General features: G+C 56.7%; 11 protein-coding genes. 3 read left to right on the top strand and 8 right to left on the bottom strand.

What is annotated here, in order from left to right; all coding sequences use genetic code 11:
- Nucleotides 1–255 precede the first annotated feature (255 nt).
- Both QRN20_RS23805 and QRN20_RS23810 read left to right on the top strand, forming a co-directional pair.
- Complete coding sequence (locus tag QRN20_RS23805; RefSeq protein WP_043304854.1) at nucleotides 256–1,830, top strand: alkaline phosphatase D family protein; 1,575 nt, start codon at nucleotides 256–258, stop codon at nucleotides 1,828–1,830.
- Between the two features lie 94 nt (nucleotides 1,831–1,924).
- On the top strand, nucleotides 1,925–2,866 hold the full coding sequence (locus QRN20_RS23810) for an AEC family transporter (RefSeq protein WP_004881575.1): 942 nt from the start codon (nucleotides 1,925–1,927) through the stop codon (nucleotides 2,864–2,866).
- Nucleotides 2,867–2,899: 33 nt separating this feature from the next.
- Here QRN20_RS23810 and QRN20_RS23815 read toward each other — a convergent pair whose 3' ends face one another.
- The 7 genes from QRN20_RS23815 to QRN20_RS23845 form a co-directional block, all read right to left on the bottom strand.
- Nucleotides 2,900–3,892: an SdiA-regulated domain-containing protein gene (locus QRN20_RS23815; RefSeq protein ID WP_058432064.1), complete on the bottom strand. Its 993-nt coding sequence runs from the start codon at nucleotides 3,890–3,892 to the stop codon at nucleotides 2,900–2,902.
- Nucleotides 3,893–3,935: 43 nt separating this feature from the next.
- A complete protein-coding gene (locus QRN20_RS23820; protein WP_244997555.1) occupies nucleotides 3,936–5,462 on the bottom strand; it encodes an ArnT family glycosyltransferase in 1,527 nt (508 codons plus the stop codon).
- A complete protein-coding gene (locus QRN20_RS23825; protein ID WP_025995396.1) occupies nucleotides 5,462–5,746 on the bottom strand; it encodes a lipid-A-disaccharide synthase N-terminal domain-containing protein in 285 nt (94 codons plus the stop codon). The genes QRN20_RS23820 and QRN20_RS23825 overlap by 1 nt, the downstream gene beginning before the upstream one ends.
- Nucleotides 5,743–6,486, bottom strand: coding sequence for a glycosyltransferase family 2 protein (locus QRN20_RS23830; RefSeq protein ID WP_029243333.1), 744 nt, complete (start codon nucleotides 6,484–6,486; stop codon nucleotides 5,743–5,745). The genes QRN20_RS23825 and QRN20_RS23830 overlap by 4 nt, the downstream gene beginning before the upstream one ends.
- Nucleotides 6,487–6,494: 8 nt before the next feature.
- Complete coding sequence (locus tag QRN20_RS23835; protein ID WP_058432044.1) at nucleotides 6,495–7,493, bottom strand: SDR family NAD(P)-dependent oxidoreductase; 999 nt, start codon at nucleotides 7,491–7,493, stop codon at nucleotides 6,495–6,497.
- A complete protein-coding gene (locus QRN20_RS23840; protein WP_029243331.1) occupies nucleotides 7,490–8,818 on the bottom strand; it encodes a UDP-glucose dehydrogenase family protein in 1,329 nt (442 codons plus the stop codon). The genes QRN20_RS23835 and QRN20_RS23840 overlap by 4 nt, the downstream gene beginning before the upstream one ends.
- A gap of 201 nt (nucleotides 8,819–9,019) precedes the next feature.
- A complete protein-coding gene (locus QRN20_RS23845) occupies nucleotides 9,020–10,669 on the bottom strand; it encodes a phosphoethanolamine transferase (protein ID WP_058432046.1) in 1,650 nt (549 codons plus the stop codon).
- Between the two features lie 385 nt (nucleotides 10,670–11,054).
- On the opposite strand from QRN20_RS23845, the gene pmrG reads away from it, so the two are divergent.
- Nucleotides 11,055–11,660, top strand: a complete 606-nt coding sequence (gene pmrG / locus QRN20_RS23850; RefSeq protein WP_239987937.1) for a lipopolysaccharide core heptose(II)-phosphate phosphatase PmrG — start codon at nucleotides 11,055–11,057, stop codon at nucleotides 11,658–11,660.
- A 254-nt stretch (nucleotides 11,661–11,914) separates the two neighbouring features.
- Here pmrG and QRN20_RS23855 read toward each other — a convergent pair whose 3' ends face one another.
- Complete coding sequence (locus tag QRN20_RS23855; RefSeq protein ID WP_058432048.1) at nucleotides 11,915–13,759, bottom strand: AAA family ATPase; 1,845 nt, start codon at nucleotides 13,757–13,759, stop codon at nucleotides 11,915–11,917.
- Between the last annotated feature and the right edge of the window lie 174 nt (nucleotides 13,760–13,933).

Here is a 13,933-nt window from a genome sequence, read left to right on the forward strand (position 1 = left end):
TCCGCGTGGGAATGCCGCTCAGGACGCTCCGCGTCCGCACTTGAATGTGGCGCAGGTGCGTGGCCAAGCTCCAGCGTTACCCACGTCATGCGCTCGACTCACTGAGTCCGCAATCTGTGCCATTTGTGACGCGGAGCGTCACAGGATGCATGCCCACGCGATGGGCACGATCAGTGTCGAGTGATGCATCGCTGTCACACTCCCCCAACATTCCCCTGCTAGGTTGCTCTTTTGCCTGTCTGCGAGGGGATAACCGTGAGCCAGTTCGATCTCAAGCGTCGCCGTGTCATTCAGGCCGTCGGGGCCGGGTTGTTGTTGCCGGGGCTTGCGCCGGCGGTCATTGCGTCGGTGCAGGACCGGCCGAAGATGACCGACGGCGTGCAGTCGGGCGACGTGTTGGGCGACCGCGCAATGGTCTGGAGTCGCAGCGACCGTCCTTCGCGCATGATCGTCGAGTGGGACACGCGCAGCATGTTCACGCAGCCCCGGCGTGTGGTGTCGGCGCTGGCCGATCAGCGCACTGACTTCACCGCGCGTGTCGAGCTGACCGGTTTACCGGTCGATCAAACGATTTTCTATCGCGTGTCGTTCGAAGATGCGCAAAGCGGCGTTGCCAGCGAGCCGTGGTTCGGCCATCTGCGCAGCATGCCGCAACAGCGACGCAATATCCGCTTTGTGTGGAGCGGCGACACCGTCGGTCAAGGCTTCGGCATCAACCCTGATGTAGGCGGCATGCGCATCTACGAAGCCATGCGCCTGCGCCTGCCGGACTTTTTTATCCACAGCGGTGACACCATTTACGCTGATGGCCCGGTCCCGGCGCAGATTACGGTCGAGGATGGACGCATCTGGCGCAACCTCACCACCGAAGCGAAAAGCAAAGTCGCCGAAACGCTGGACGAATACCGCGGCAACTACCGCTACAACCTGATGGATGAAAACCTGCGCCGGTTCAACGCCGAGGTGCCGCAGATCTGGCAATGGGACGACCACGAGGTGACCAACAACTGGTCGCCAAGCAAACAGCTGGATGACCGTTACAAGGTCAAGGACATTCAGCTGCTGTCCTCCCGCGCACGCCAGGCTTATCTGGAATACGCACCGCTGCGCCTGCAGGAAGCCGACAACGGCGGGCGGATCTACCGCAAGATTCCCTACGGTCCGATGCTGGATGTGTTCGTTCTGGACATGCGCAGCTATCGGGATGGCAACGATGCCAACCTGGCCGACAAGCCGGGCCCGACCACCGCCTTCCTCGGGCGCGAACAACTGGACTGGCTCAAACGCGAACTCAAGGGCTCAAGAGCGCAATGGAAAATCATTGCCGCTGACATGCCGGTCGGCCTCGGTGTGCCGGACGGCGAAGTGAGCCCCGGCGTTGCACGCTGGGAAGCAATTGCCAACGGCAATGACGGCCCTGCGCTGGGGCGTGAGCTGGAGGTTGCCGAACTGCTGGCGTATCTGCGTGCGCAGAAGATTCGCGATTGCGTGTGGCTGACGGCCGATGTGCATTACTGTGCCGCGCATCACTATCAGCCGGATCGGGCGGTTTTTCAGGATTTCGACCCGTTCTGGGAGTTTGTCGCAGGTCCCTTGAACGCAGGCAGCTTTGGGCCTAATACGCTGGACAAGACCTTCGGTCCCGAACTGGTGTTCCAGAAGGCCCCGCCCGCGCAGAACACCTCACCGTTTGCCGGTTTCCAGTTTTTCGGCGAAGTGAACATCGATGGCCAGAGTGGCGAAATGACTGTGACCCTGCGCGATCTGGACGGCGTGTCGGTGTTCGAGCGTAAATTGCAGCCGGTAGTGGAGGCCAGTCGCATCGTCTGACGCCTCGCGTGGGCGGTTTTCCGAAAATCCTTGCAACACACCCGGCATGGGTGGCTTATCATTAGCTACCTATCGACGGGACCGGGTGCGTTGCATGCTGGCTATCTTTCTTGAAACACTGAACATCACCGCACCGGTGTTCGCCATGCTGTTTCTTGGCGTGTTCCTCAAGCGCATCCGCGCAATCAATGATGCGTTCATCGTTGCCGCGTCGGGGCTGGTGTTCAACGTCACCATGCCTGCGCTGTTGTTTCTGGGCATCATCCATGCCGATCTGCGCGCAGCGCTGCAACCCAAACTGCTGATCTTCTTTGGCGTCGCCACACTCCTGAGTTTCGCGGCAACCTGGGGCTGGGCCATATGGCGCTGCCCGCATGAAGACCGCGGGGTCTATGTCCAGGGTGCATTCCGTGGCAACAACGGGGTGATCGGTCTGGCGCTGGCCGCCAGCATGTATGGCTCCTACGGCATTTCCCTGGGCGCGATTCTCGCGGCGCTGGTCATCGTTTTCTACAACACGCTGTCGACCGTGGTGCTTGCGGTCTACAGTCCGGTGATCAAATCCGACCCGTGGAGCGTGTTCAAAAGCGTGCTGGCCAACCCGCTGATCATCAGCGTGCTCGTCGCCTCGCCGTTCGCCTATTTCAGCATCGGTCTGCCCAAATGGCTGGAGACGTCGGGTGGTCTTCTGGCGCAGATGACATTGCCGCTGGCGTTGATCTGCATCGGCGGCACGCTGTCGCTGGCCTCGCTGCGCAAAAGTGGAAAACTGGCGGTCAGTGCCAGTCTGGTGAAGATGGTCTGGCTGCCGGTGCTGTGCACCTTCGCGGCCTGGCTGTTGGGTTTTCGCGGTGCGGAGCTGGGGATTCTGTTTCTGTACTTCGGCAGCCCGACGGCCGCTGCCAGCTACATCATGGCGCGCACCGCCAATGGCAACTATGAGCTGGCCGCAGCGATCATTGTGCTCACGACCCTGGCCGCCGCGGTGACGACCAACATCGGGATATTCATTCTGCAGTGGGGCGGCTGGATTTGAGAAAGCAGGCAGCTGCGTAGTCAGGGATCCGTCTTAGTTCGCAGGTGGTGTCGGTGCTTTCGAGAACTTGTAAAACAGATTCGGCTCGCTGACCACGTACAAGTTGCCATCCTGATCCATCGTCAGTCCTTCGGGTTGAGGCGCGCTGTTTCGAAGATCGGAAAATGCATTCGTGAGTGAACGTATGCTGACGAACCGGCCATTGCCGTCCAACTCGGTAATTGAGCGTGACTGGTCACTGAGCAGCAGCAAGTGTCCGGTGCGCTGATCGTAGTGGCCGTCCGAAAGGTCGCGTGTCGCAACACTCTCTGTAATCCAGTCCAGCCGATCCACGACCTTGATCTGCAAACGATGTTGATCGATGGACCGCAAGACGCCTGAGACTTCGAACAGCTGGCGTGGATCGCGCTCCTTGATTGCGAATAAACGGTCGTTGGCCGGATCGTAAGTCACCCCCTCGAAGCCCTTGTTATGAAGGCTCGGATTGATCACCAACGCAATATATTCGGCCTCTTCGACCTGAATCGGGCGCGCTTGCCCGGGCATCTTGATGATATCCAGTTGTTGAAGCTGTTCGTCGCAAAGCGCCACACGTCCGTTACCCAGGTAGGCCACCCCTTCGGTGTCCTCAAAGCCGATCAACGGATAGCGTTCGAGTATGTCTCCGTTCATGTCCAGCGCCAGCAACTGCATCGGGCCTTTGTTGGTCACGGCCAGCAGGCGATGGTTGTCGTAGTCGTAAGTGATTCCCGAGATATTGGCCACCTCCGGATCGATGGGCTTTGCGTCGACGACCACCTGATAGGCCGGCAACCAGATGTTTTTTTCGGGAGCCTCATTGCCTTTCAGCCAGGTCAGGCCGTAATAGTAGAGCTGTTGATGAAGCTGAAAGTGGGCCGACACAGCGTACGCCAGCAGCAACAGCGCGAGTGCAGCTGCAAAGAACAGCATCTGCAGGAACGATACTCGTCGTCGAGAGAGACCCGACCAGCCCGCCCGTTTTGTTTCAATCTTTTCCAGAAGCATGGCTTCAGGCGCTCCCTGCTGTTGTGGCGAGTGGGGCTTGCGGTCATTGGGCATTCTGTTTCCAGGCGAATCGATACACTTCCGGAGGGCGTTCAGGTCGGCACATGCCGTTGTCGGCCTGGGCATCGACTACGAACCAGTCAGCTCTGGACGTCTTTCCCAGCGGGTGGGCTTTTTCTGGAAGGAAGCAGTTGGCCAATAGTTCGCCTGGCACCAGCGCGAAGGTGCCAGGGTGCTCTCTAAGCCAACTGGCCGCCCGCTCGTTCGCCAGCGCGTGGGCAAAGCCGAAATGCACAATGGGCTGGCGCGCATAGAGCCAGTGTCCTTCACGCCAATTGACAAGGACCAGGTCGGCCCCGTGGGTGACTTCAGCTGCCTGCTCCATGAGTTCCTTGTGCGGGTTTTCGCCTTCAACGACAGGCTCGATAAAGCCTCTGGCGAACCAAAGAGCGAGCCAGACAACGACGACCGTGGGGACGATTCGCCGGGCCAACACGCGTTCCCGAAACCAGCGGCGCAGGAGCCAGGGCACCAGTGGTGCAGCGACCAGGACCAGGCCAGGGAGCGCCGGAAAGATGTAGAGCTTGCGTTTGCCACTGGAAAGACTGAAGAACAGCAGTACCAGCAAGACCCAGCCCAACAGCACCAGTACGCGACCATCCTGCTTGCTCAATTGCCTGCGCCAGGCCGGGATGAGCCAAGGCAGTGCGAACACCAGTGGCAGCCAGTACTGAGGGATGACGTTGACAAGGAAATACCAGAAGGGCTCGCGGTGGTCCCATGCGCTGGCGTAGCGGTTGGCCGTCTGGTGCAAGAGTATTTCATGAAGGTACGCAAAGCCTTCGGGCGAACCGTCACGGACGACCGAGATCACCATAGGCACCAGCCAGAGGCAGCATGCAAGCAGTGTAACCAGCAGGCCGAGCGCCCAACGTGCGGCCTGCCCAGGCATTCGCACCACACCGTGCCAGTTTTTACGCACGGCGTAGGCATACGGAATCAGCATGAGGGCCGGTACGAAACCTACGCCTTTGCTGATGATGCCCAGGCCCATCGCTGCGCAACTGAAGTAAAACCAGCCCCAGGCAGGTCCGAGCAACAGATGGCGAACCAATCCGTAGAAGCCCAGCGCGACCCATAGGCAAAGGAAACTGTCGATTTGTCCTGTTCGCAGGATGCTGTAGGTTTGATACGTGGCCAGGAACAGCAAGGCGGCGTATCGACCGATGCGTCGTTCCCAAAGCCGATTCCCCAGGTCATAGAGGACAGCGGTGATCGTGCCTGCGGAAAGGAGACCGGGCAGATAAAGTGCGATGTTCGGGCTACCGGTCAGCCAGATGAAGAAGGCGACCGTCCACATGAACAGCGGTGGCTTATCGGCATAGATCTCGGCCGCCCGGTGCGGAACGAACCACGAACCGTTTTGCAGCATTTCCAGAGCAACACCCAGAAAGCGCTCTTCGTCAACATTCTGCGGCTGGCGCATACCCAGACCTGCGCCGATCAGCAGGACGGCCAACGCGACCAGCAACCATCCTTCGAGGCGTGGCGAAAAGGGAGTTCGCAACATCACTGCTCCTTGGGCGTGCTGGCCTGGCGGCTGATCAATTGAAGATTTCGCAGGTACACGAGCAGACCGAAGGACTGACCTGCGATGAATACAGGGTCCTGTCGATAGATGGCGTAGACCAACAGGATGGAGCTGCCCAGCATGCTGAGGTACCAGAACCCTACTGGAATGACGCTGCGTTTCTTGAACTCGCTGTACAGCCATTGCAGAACAAAACGGCCGGTGAAGACCGCCTGCCCTACAAAGCCCACGATCAGCCAAAGCGTTTCGCTGTCCGGTTTCATGGGCGATGCTCCTGTGCCGGAACATTCAGACGTGTTCGGCGGATCAGCCACCAGACGCCAAACAGATCGAGAATGCCGACCAGTGCGCGGTCCAGATTGCCGTATTTGGAGACTCCGGCCTGGCGATGGCGATGATTGACCGGGTGGACGATCATCCGGCCGTTGTGCCGCTGAATGAGCGCAGGAATGAATCGATGCATGTGGTCGAAATAGGGCAGGCGCAAGAACGCGGCTCGCTCGATCAGCTTCAAGCCACAGCCGGTGTCCGGCGTTGCGTCCTTGAGAAGGCGACGACGCAAGCCATTGGCGAATCGAGAAGCCCAGCGTTTGCTGGCCGTATCGCGGCGATTGACCCGGTGCCCCGCGACCAGTTGGATGGAGTCCGAACGCTCCTGGCGGGCTCGTACCAGCGACAGCATTCCCGGAATATCAGCAGGGTCGTTTTGGCCGTCACCGTCCAGCGTAGCCAGCCAGTTACCCTCGGCTGCCAACGCGGCGTGATAGATCGAGGTGCTCTGACCGAGTGATTGCTCATGGCGCAGGATACGCAGCTCCTTAAGGCCGCTTTCCTTGAGCGTTGTCAGCACGTGCAGGGTTTCATCCGTGCTGCCGTCGTCAACCACCACGATCTCGTAATGCTCTTCAGTGAGGGCTGTACAGATTTCCCTTATCAGGACGGGCAGGTTCTGCGCTTCGTTCTTGGCTGGAATCACGACAGAAAGAAAAATGGGCGTGGTCATGGAGGTCCTTATTGGAGAGATAGCGGAGACGGCCCGGATTGATAATGCTCTCGGTACCACTCAACGAACGCGCTCACGCCGCTGTCGACCGAGACGTGCGGCTGGAAATCGATCCATCGGGTCAAGGCGGTAACGTCAGCCCAGGTCTGCAGTACATCGCCTGCCTGCAGAGGGAGATAGCGACGCTGGGCCTTGAGGCCCAGCGCCTTTTCCAGGCAATCGACGAACTCCAGCAGCTTGACGGGCTGGCCGCGTCCTATGTTGAAGAGCTGATGTGCAGGCTCGCCGTTCGTTGGCTCAGGCGGGCGCAAACGCAGGCGTAAGATGCTTTCCACGATGTCGTCGATGTAGGTGAAATCCCGCGCCATCTCACCATGGTTGTAAATGTCCACAGGCTCTTCGCGGAGCATGGCCTGGGTGAACTTGAACAGCGCCATGTCCGGTCGACCCCAGGGGCCGTAAACCGTGAAAAAGCGCAGCCCGGTAGCTCGCAAGCCGTACAGGTGGCAGTAGCTGTAAGCCGCCAGCTCATTGGCGCGCTTTGTGGCCGCATACAGGGAGAGCGGCCTGTCGACGGCATCCTCCACCCGAAACGGCAGGCGCGTATTGGCGCCGTAGACCGAACTGCTGGAGGCATAAATCAGGTGCGAGGGGCGGTGCTGGCGGCAGGCCTCGAGCACGTTGCTGAAACCGACCAGATTTGATTGGATGTAGGCATCGGGTTGCTCCATCGAATAGCGCACACCCGCCTGGGCGGCGAGGTGAATGACCTGTTCGAAGGTATGGTGTTCGAACAGAGTGGACAGACCCGTTGCATCCGTAATGTCCAGCCTTTTGAAGACGAAACCTGGCATGCGCTCAAGGATGGCCAGTCGTGAATGTTTCAGTTCGACGCTGTAGTAATCGTTCAGGTTATCGATGCCGACAACTTCAATACCCTGCTCACACAGATGTTTGGCAACGTGGAAGCCAATGAATCCGGCGGCGCCTGTCACGAGCACCGTCATACGTTGATCCTCTGGCCGCGCCCAATGCCGTGGTACACAAACCCTGCGTCCCGTAGCTGTGCCGGATCGAACAGGTTACGGCCATCGAAGATGACCCGGTCGCGCAGTGTCGTGCCGAGCCGGTCCAGATTCAAAACGCGGTAGTCCTGCCACTCAGTCACCACCACCAGCGCGTCCGCGCCTTCAAGCGCATGTTCCTTGCAGTCGACAAGCTTCAAGTCATCCCGCTCGCCATAATGAAGCCGTATGGCTTGCATCGCTTGCGGGTCATGGGCCTGAATCCTGGCGCCAGAGGCCCAGAGCGCTGCCAGCAAAGCGTGGCTGGAGGCTTCGCGGATATCGTCAGTGTTGGGTTTGAAAGCCAGCCCCCAGACGGCAAAGACTTTACCTGCAAGTTCGCCCTGATAATGGGTACGGATCTTCTCGAACAATCGGTGCTTCTGGCGACGGTTGACCTGTTCTACGGCACTGAGCAGCGAGGTCTCGACACCGTGTTCTGCGGCGGTGCCGATCAACGCCTGAAGGTCCTTGGGAAAGCATGACCCGCCGAAACCGCAGCCAGGGTAGATGAAGTCGTAACCTATGCGCGGATCGGACCCTATGCCCAGACGAACCTGTTCGATATCGGCATCAACCTGTTCGGCCAGATTGGCCATTTCATTGATGAACGATATCTTGGTCGCGAGCAGGCAGTTGGCTGCGTATTTGGTCAGTTCAGCACTTCGGGCATCCATGACTACAAACTTTTCACGGTTGCGGCTGAAAGGCTGGTACAGCTCACGCAGGAGCTCCAGTGCCGATTGACTGGCACCGCCGACGATAATGCGATCCGGACGCAGGCAATCGCCGACCGCAGAGCCTTCCTTGAAAAATTCCGGGTTGCTGATGACTTCGAAGCCATCATCGCATCGCGGGCTGGCAGCGATTTCGGCGAGCAAACGGTCCACCGTCCCGACGGGTGAGGTGGACTTGTTGACGATGATCCGGGCACCGTCGGCGTACTGGAGCACGGTGTGCATTACGGCAAGCACCTGGCTCAGATCGGCCCTGCCGTCCGCTTGCGGCGGCGTTCCGACAGCGATGAATATCAACTCGGCAAAGCGGCTGGCATGGGTAGCGTTCGTGGTGAACTGCAACCGTTGGCAGGCCAGACCGCTTTGCAGAAGGTCCGCAAGACCGGGCTCGAATATCGGGCATGCGCCTTCACGCAGTGCTTGGATACGTTTTTCGTCCACATCCACACAGCAAACGGTGTGGCCTACTTTCGCCAGACACGCGGCTTGGGTAAGCCCCACGTAGCCGGTTCCAAACACTGTCACTTTCATGCGCTGCTCCCTCTGCTCATGAAGCGATGAGCGTGGTTTGCTTTCAGATGCCAGCATCGGGTGCTGTATACGTAGCGCAAGATGAATGTCATAAATGTGTTAAGAAAAGATGACCGTGTTTGTCATATAAGGGTTGGTGGTGTGAAGTTTGAGCGCGTCGTCTCACACCTCCCGAAATGAGAGGCGCAGATCAGGTCCTGTTTATTGCTCCGCCAATGCGTCCTGTTCGCGGGGGCTTCGACAGCCTGCAAACATGTCCAGAGCGGGGTCGTAAGCCTTGGTATTTACTCGCATTAACCCCAGCATTGAGTGAAACAGGTTGTCCTGGCTCAGTGCCGAGTCGCGCTTCTTTTCCAGACAGTCTGAGTTGATGGCGAACGACTTCTTATAGTTTTCAGAGAACCAGGTGATCATAGGGACATGCTTTTGCTGGATAGGCGCCAGCATGTAGGGAGTGCCATGCAGGAACAGGTTGTATTCCCCCAGTGATTCGCCATGGTCTGAAAGATACAACATGGCCGTATCGACTTTTTCCTGATTGCTGCGCAGGATATTGATCAGGCTGGACAAGACATGATCGGTATAGGTCAACGTATTGTCGTAACTGTTGACGATGCTTTCTCGCGAGCAATTGTTGAGCGCGTTGCTTTCGCAAACAGGCGTGAATTTCTCGAATTTTTTTGGGTAACGTTTGAAGTATTCCGGGCCGTGGCTACCCATTTGATGAAGCACCAGCACGGTGTCCTTTTCGAGGTTATCGATGCGCGCCTGCAGACCCTGCAGCAGAATTTCGTCGCGGCATTCGTTATCAAGGCATAACGCAGGGTCGTCGAGATTGCTCACATCTTCAAAGGTCACTCGGTCGCAGGTGCCTTTGCAGCCGGACTGGTTGTCCCGCCAAATCACATCCACTCCGGCGCGTTTCAGTACATCCAGCAACCCTTCCTGATTCTTGGCCGTGGCTGGATTGTAGTTTTGCCGGCCCATGTTCGAGAACATGCATGGCACCGACACGGCCGTCTCTGTACCGCAGGATTGCACATCGCTGAACGCAATGACTCCCGGCTGGCGGCGCAGTTCGGGAGTAGTATCCCGGTTATAGCCAAGCAGTCCAAAATTGTCGGCCCTTGCACTTTCGCCCACGACAAGAACCGTCAGTGATTTACGCGGATGCTGCGTCCAGGCGCTGTTCAGCTTCGCGTCTTCGGCAATGGTTGAAAAAGGTTTCTGAGCGGAGACCACCTTCTCACGAAGGTAACTGATGGAGGCGCCTATATAGTTGCTGGGAACGACCATAAGCCGAAGCTCGTGATGATTGCGAAAAAGCGATGACAGGCCCTGGTAGTTGAACAGTGCGATTGAACCTACACCGAAAAGACAGGCGGCGATGACGATAAATTTACTGAGCAACTCCCTGTGCCAGCGTCGATAACTGATCGGGGTTTTCCACAGTACGATGGAGGGCACGATGCCCAGTAGTAAAAGGTAGACAAGCAGTTTGAGAGAAAGCAATCCCTGGGCTTCGGTGATATTGGTTTCGGCCACGTTTCTGAACATGCCGACGTCAATCAGCACGCCATATTGGCCCATGAAGTATGAGACCGCAGCGCTCATGATGAAGAGGGCACTCAGCAATGGCTTGAGTACGGGCCTGAAAGCAAGCAACGTCAGCACACTGTTGAAAATAAATAGTACCATCAGGCCGAACGCGACACGCAGTACGGTATTTCCGTCATGATTATCGGTGATCGAAGAAAGGTGTTGCCACAATGTTGCATTGAACGCCAGCAACAAGAAGGTGCTGGCGATCACAATCGCGAGCTCGGGACGAGCTGCTTTAAACTTCCACATGTCGGTCTTCCTGACGTCGGTGAGCAATACCCGGCTGCGCCAGGGTGGGCGCTACAAGGAAGCGGACTTTAGGTCGGATGTTATAAAATTTATGTGAAAACCTCGCCAATAAAAAGTCTGCAACTGCTTAGTCTTTCAGGGTGCTAAAAAAGAATCGTTACAGCTCTCCGATGGGCTATTATTCTCGCCAACGTATTTTTGACATCTTCTTCACTGCTCGGCCACGGCAGTGCTCTTAGATTAAACCTCATGGTGCGGTGCTTCGCGCAAAAGCCGCACGGTGGTGACCTTCAGGAGTACTCACGTGACACATACTTATATTCAGGGTACTGGCGAGTTCAAGGCAGGCTTTTTCCCCTTTCGCCTTTTCAGTGGCCGCGCATTAATAGTTGTCTTCTCATTAATACTCGCTACAGCATTGATCTGGTTTTTGAGCATGGCCCGTGTGGCCGACCTGGGCAGCGGCAGTAATCTGGCCAGTTCGGGGCTGATCGAGCTATGGAAACATGGCGATGTGGTGGTGATGATCCGGCACGCGGAACGCTGTGACCGATCGCCGAACCGCTGTCTTGGCAGCGCTGATGGTATTACGGTGAACGGCAGCCAAGCGGCGTCCGATGTCGGCGCGGGACTTCAACGACTGGGGCTTGAACGGGCTCACCTGATCGCCAGCCCTTTGACCCGTACGCAACAGACAGCGACTTACATTGCGGGTCAAACGGTGATATCCCAGGACTGGGTGGGAAACTGCGACACTCACTTCAAGAATGAAGTCGTTGGACACAAAACCAAAGGCGAGAACCTGATACTCATCACGCACAGCGGTTGTATCGATCATTTCGAGCGAACCATGGGGGTGCCTGCAGGGGAGCGGTCTAGCGAATACGCTGAGGCATTCTTTGTAAAGATGGACGGCAAGTCGATCCCCAGAGTTCTTGGCTCATTGAATGCGGTGCAGTGGAAGAGCTTGGCCAACGACCAGCTTAAGTAATGAAAATACCCACCGTCATCAGCCGTCTGCTCGGAAATTAAGCCCTCATATTTCATTATGAAAGTGAACTGCAGGTTGAACGTGCCGCAGTTTGCGCGACGCTTATCGAGACCGCGTTGGACAGCCAAGTGAAAAGTTGACCGGCTCCGTCGTTCTACACGTACCGATCGTTCGTGAGCTGACCCTGATGCAGTGTCGAGTTAGCCCATGCGTTGAGAGGTAAGCGAGTCTTGGCGGAGCGAAGCTGCCTTGTATCAGTCAGCCGCAAATGCGTCCTGCCAATTCTGCGCTCGGAGGTGGTCTGTAACAGTGAAAATCCTACTATTCGATACTTGCGTCGGACCTCCAACAAGCTGATGGATTTTGGGGCGCAGACTGTCCATGAGCATTTTGCCGTGAGCATGTTGAAACGGAACGGGAACCGCGCCGTTCGCAGGTAGGAAAAGCTGGATAGCTGGAGAATTGTTGGGCATCTCTGACGCTGCCCACTCCGGCTTAGCGCGCTTACGAGGCACGTCGTAGAGCGACGAAACAATCTGGTCGCGAGCTACACGAGCTGCATTCGTAAGATCGTCGCGTTTAAGAGTGATCACGTCTGTAATCGCAGCGTCGATTAGTTCAGGTGGGATCTCGTTGAAAACTTGCTTCAGATGGTCCGCGTTTGCAAATGAGTGCTCGACGTCATTCAACGGAGTGAAAATCTCTGTGACACGTGTCGCGCCTTTTCGGAGATGTTCGGCGATAGCTGACGACAGTTCATAGCGCATTTCCTGTTCCGTACGGAAGTCTCGATCCCGGTGCAATACAATCCGAACGTCAGGACGCATGTCTGTGATCATACGCGCCAGAAGCCTCGCTGATCGAAGATTTCCGCATCCATTGTAAGAGAGCACTGCCAAATTATCAGGAGCGCCGTTTGCTTTCGCCAGTGCGGTGACAGGTATAGATAGCTTGTCCTCTGTCATCAGAATTACAGGACGGGCAGGGTCGAAGGCATCTGCACCGGCCGAAAGCGCCCCGAGCGTCATAAGAATTGGAATTGCAGGACGTTGTGCGTCGTCGACTGGAACCTTCTCACCTGCGCGCATCCAGACCAAAGCAGCCTTTGGATCGTACATCAGTCTCTGGATCAGTTGGGGTGAATGGCTGGCGAATAGAATCCGTGTTCCCGTATCGGCGACGCTTCTAAGCGCTTCGTAGAGCCGGGCCTGACTGTCGGCATGCAGGTGAGCATCGGGCTCATCCAAAAGGATCAAAGGCGGTGAATAGAAGCATGCGTACGCGATGATCTGAATGACTTGGAGCATACCCGTCGATGCCATATCCAGCGTAATCTGCGCGTCCGTCGTTTCGACTTCAACATTCACATACCGGTCTCGTTGATCATCATGGCTGACGACCACTCGTGTGCCTGGATAGCAACGGTCAAGGAGTTGAGAAAAGGTTTTCCATCCGCTGTCTGGTAAAAAATCTATATCACGGTTCCTTGACCAAGCGGCTTTGGCCATCCCGTCCATATCACGAGTGTAGAGATGATCAAGTACAGTGCGTAGATACAGGTTAGCGTCGCCATGCATGACTGCGGCATCCATCGCTCCTTTTGTTCGCCACTCCTCACGGATTGGAATTCCTGATAATCCAGGTGTGAAGATCGAGAACGGGCGATCACTGTTCGCAAGGACAGCAGCAAAATCATCATCCCCTTCACGGGTGATGGCAATATTCGCGTTCTTGCCGCGGCGGATTATTATCTTTATTTGCTTATTCGCCTCAGTGGCAGGGTCAAAACCGCAGTAGGTGACCGAGTAGCCAAGGTTCTGCGTTGCACTTCCCCCACGCCTCAAGTCCAACAGCAGTTCGGTGGGACGAAAAAGCACGGCATCGTTGGCAACGGTTCCGGCAAAGTCTGGTGAGCCGTTTGGCCGGAAACCGCGAAATGCGGCCTGCAAGATGGACACGCCGAGTTGTGCAGCCTGCAACGCGCTGCTTTTACCGCTCGTGTTCCCGCCAACTAATGCGGTCACAGGCTGCAAATCAATTTCTAGTGACTCTATACGTTTGAAATCACTAACGATTATTTTATCGATCCGTACGGTCATTTCACTTCCCTTCCCTAGATAGTGTGCTGATAACGTAATTCTACACTGGCATTTTGGCAAAATGCCTTCATCAAGTCGGCATTTGCGCTCTGACGTCCGAGAACGGACCTGGGTTTGATCGTAACCGCTCCATAAACCCCACATTCAAAGCACTAAGCTAATGCCAGATGCTGG

The sequence above is a fragment of the Pseudomonas sp. fls2-241-TYG-175 genome (assembly GCF_030209155.1).
Taxonomy (GTDB): Bacteria; Pseudomonadota; Gammaproteobacteria; order Pseudomonadales; family Pseudomonadaceae; genus Aquipseudomonas; species Aquipseudomonas viridiflava.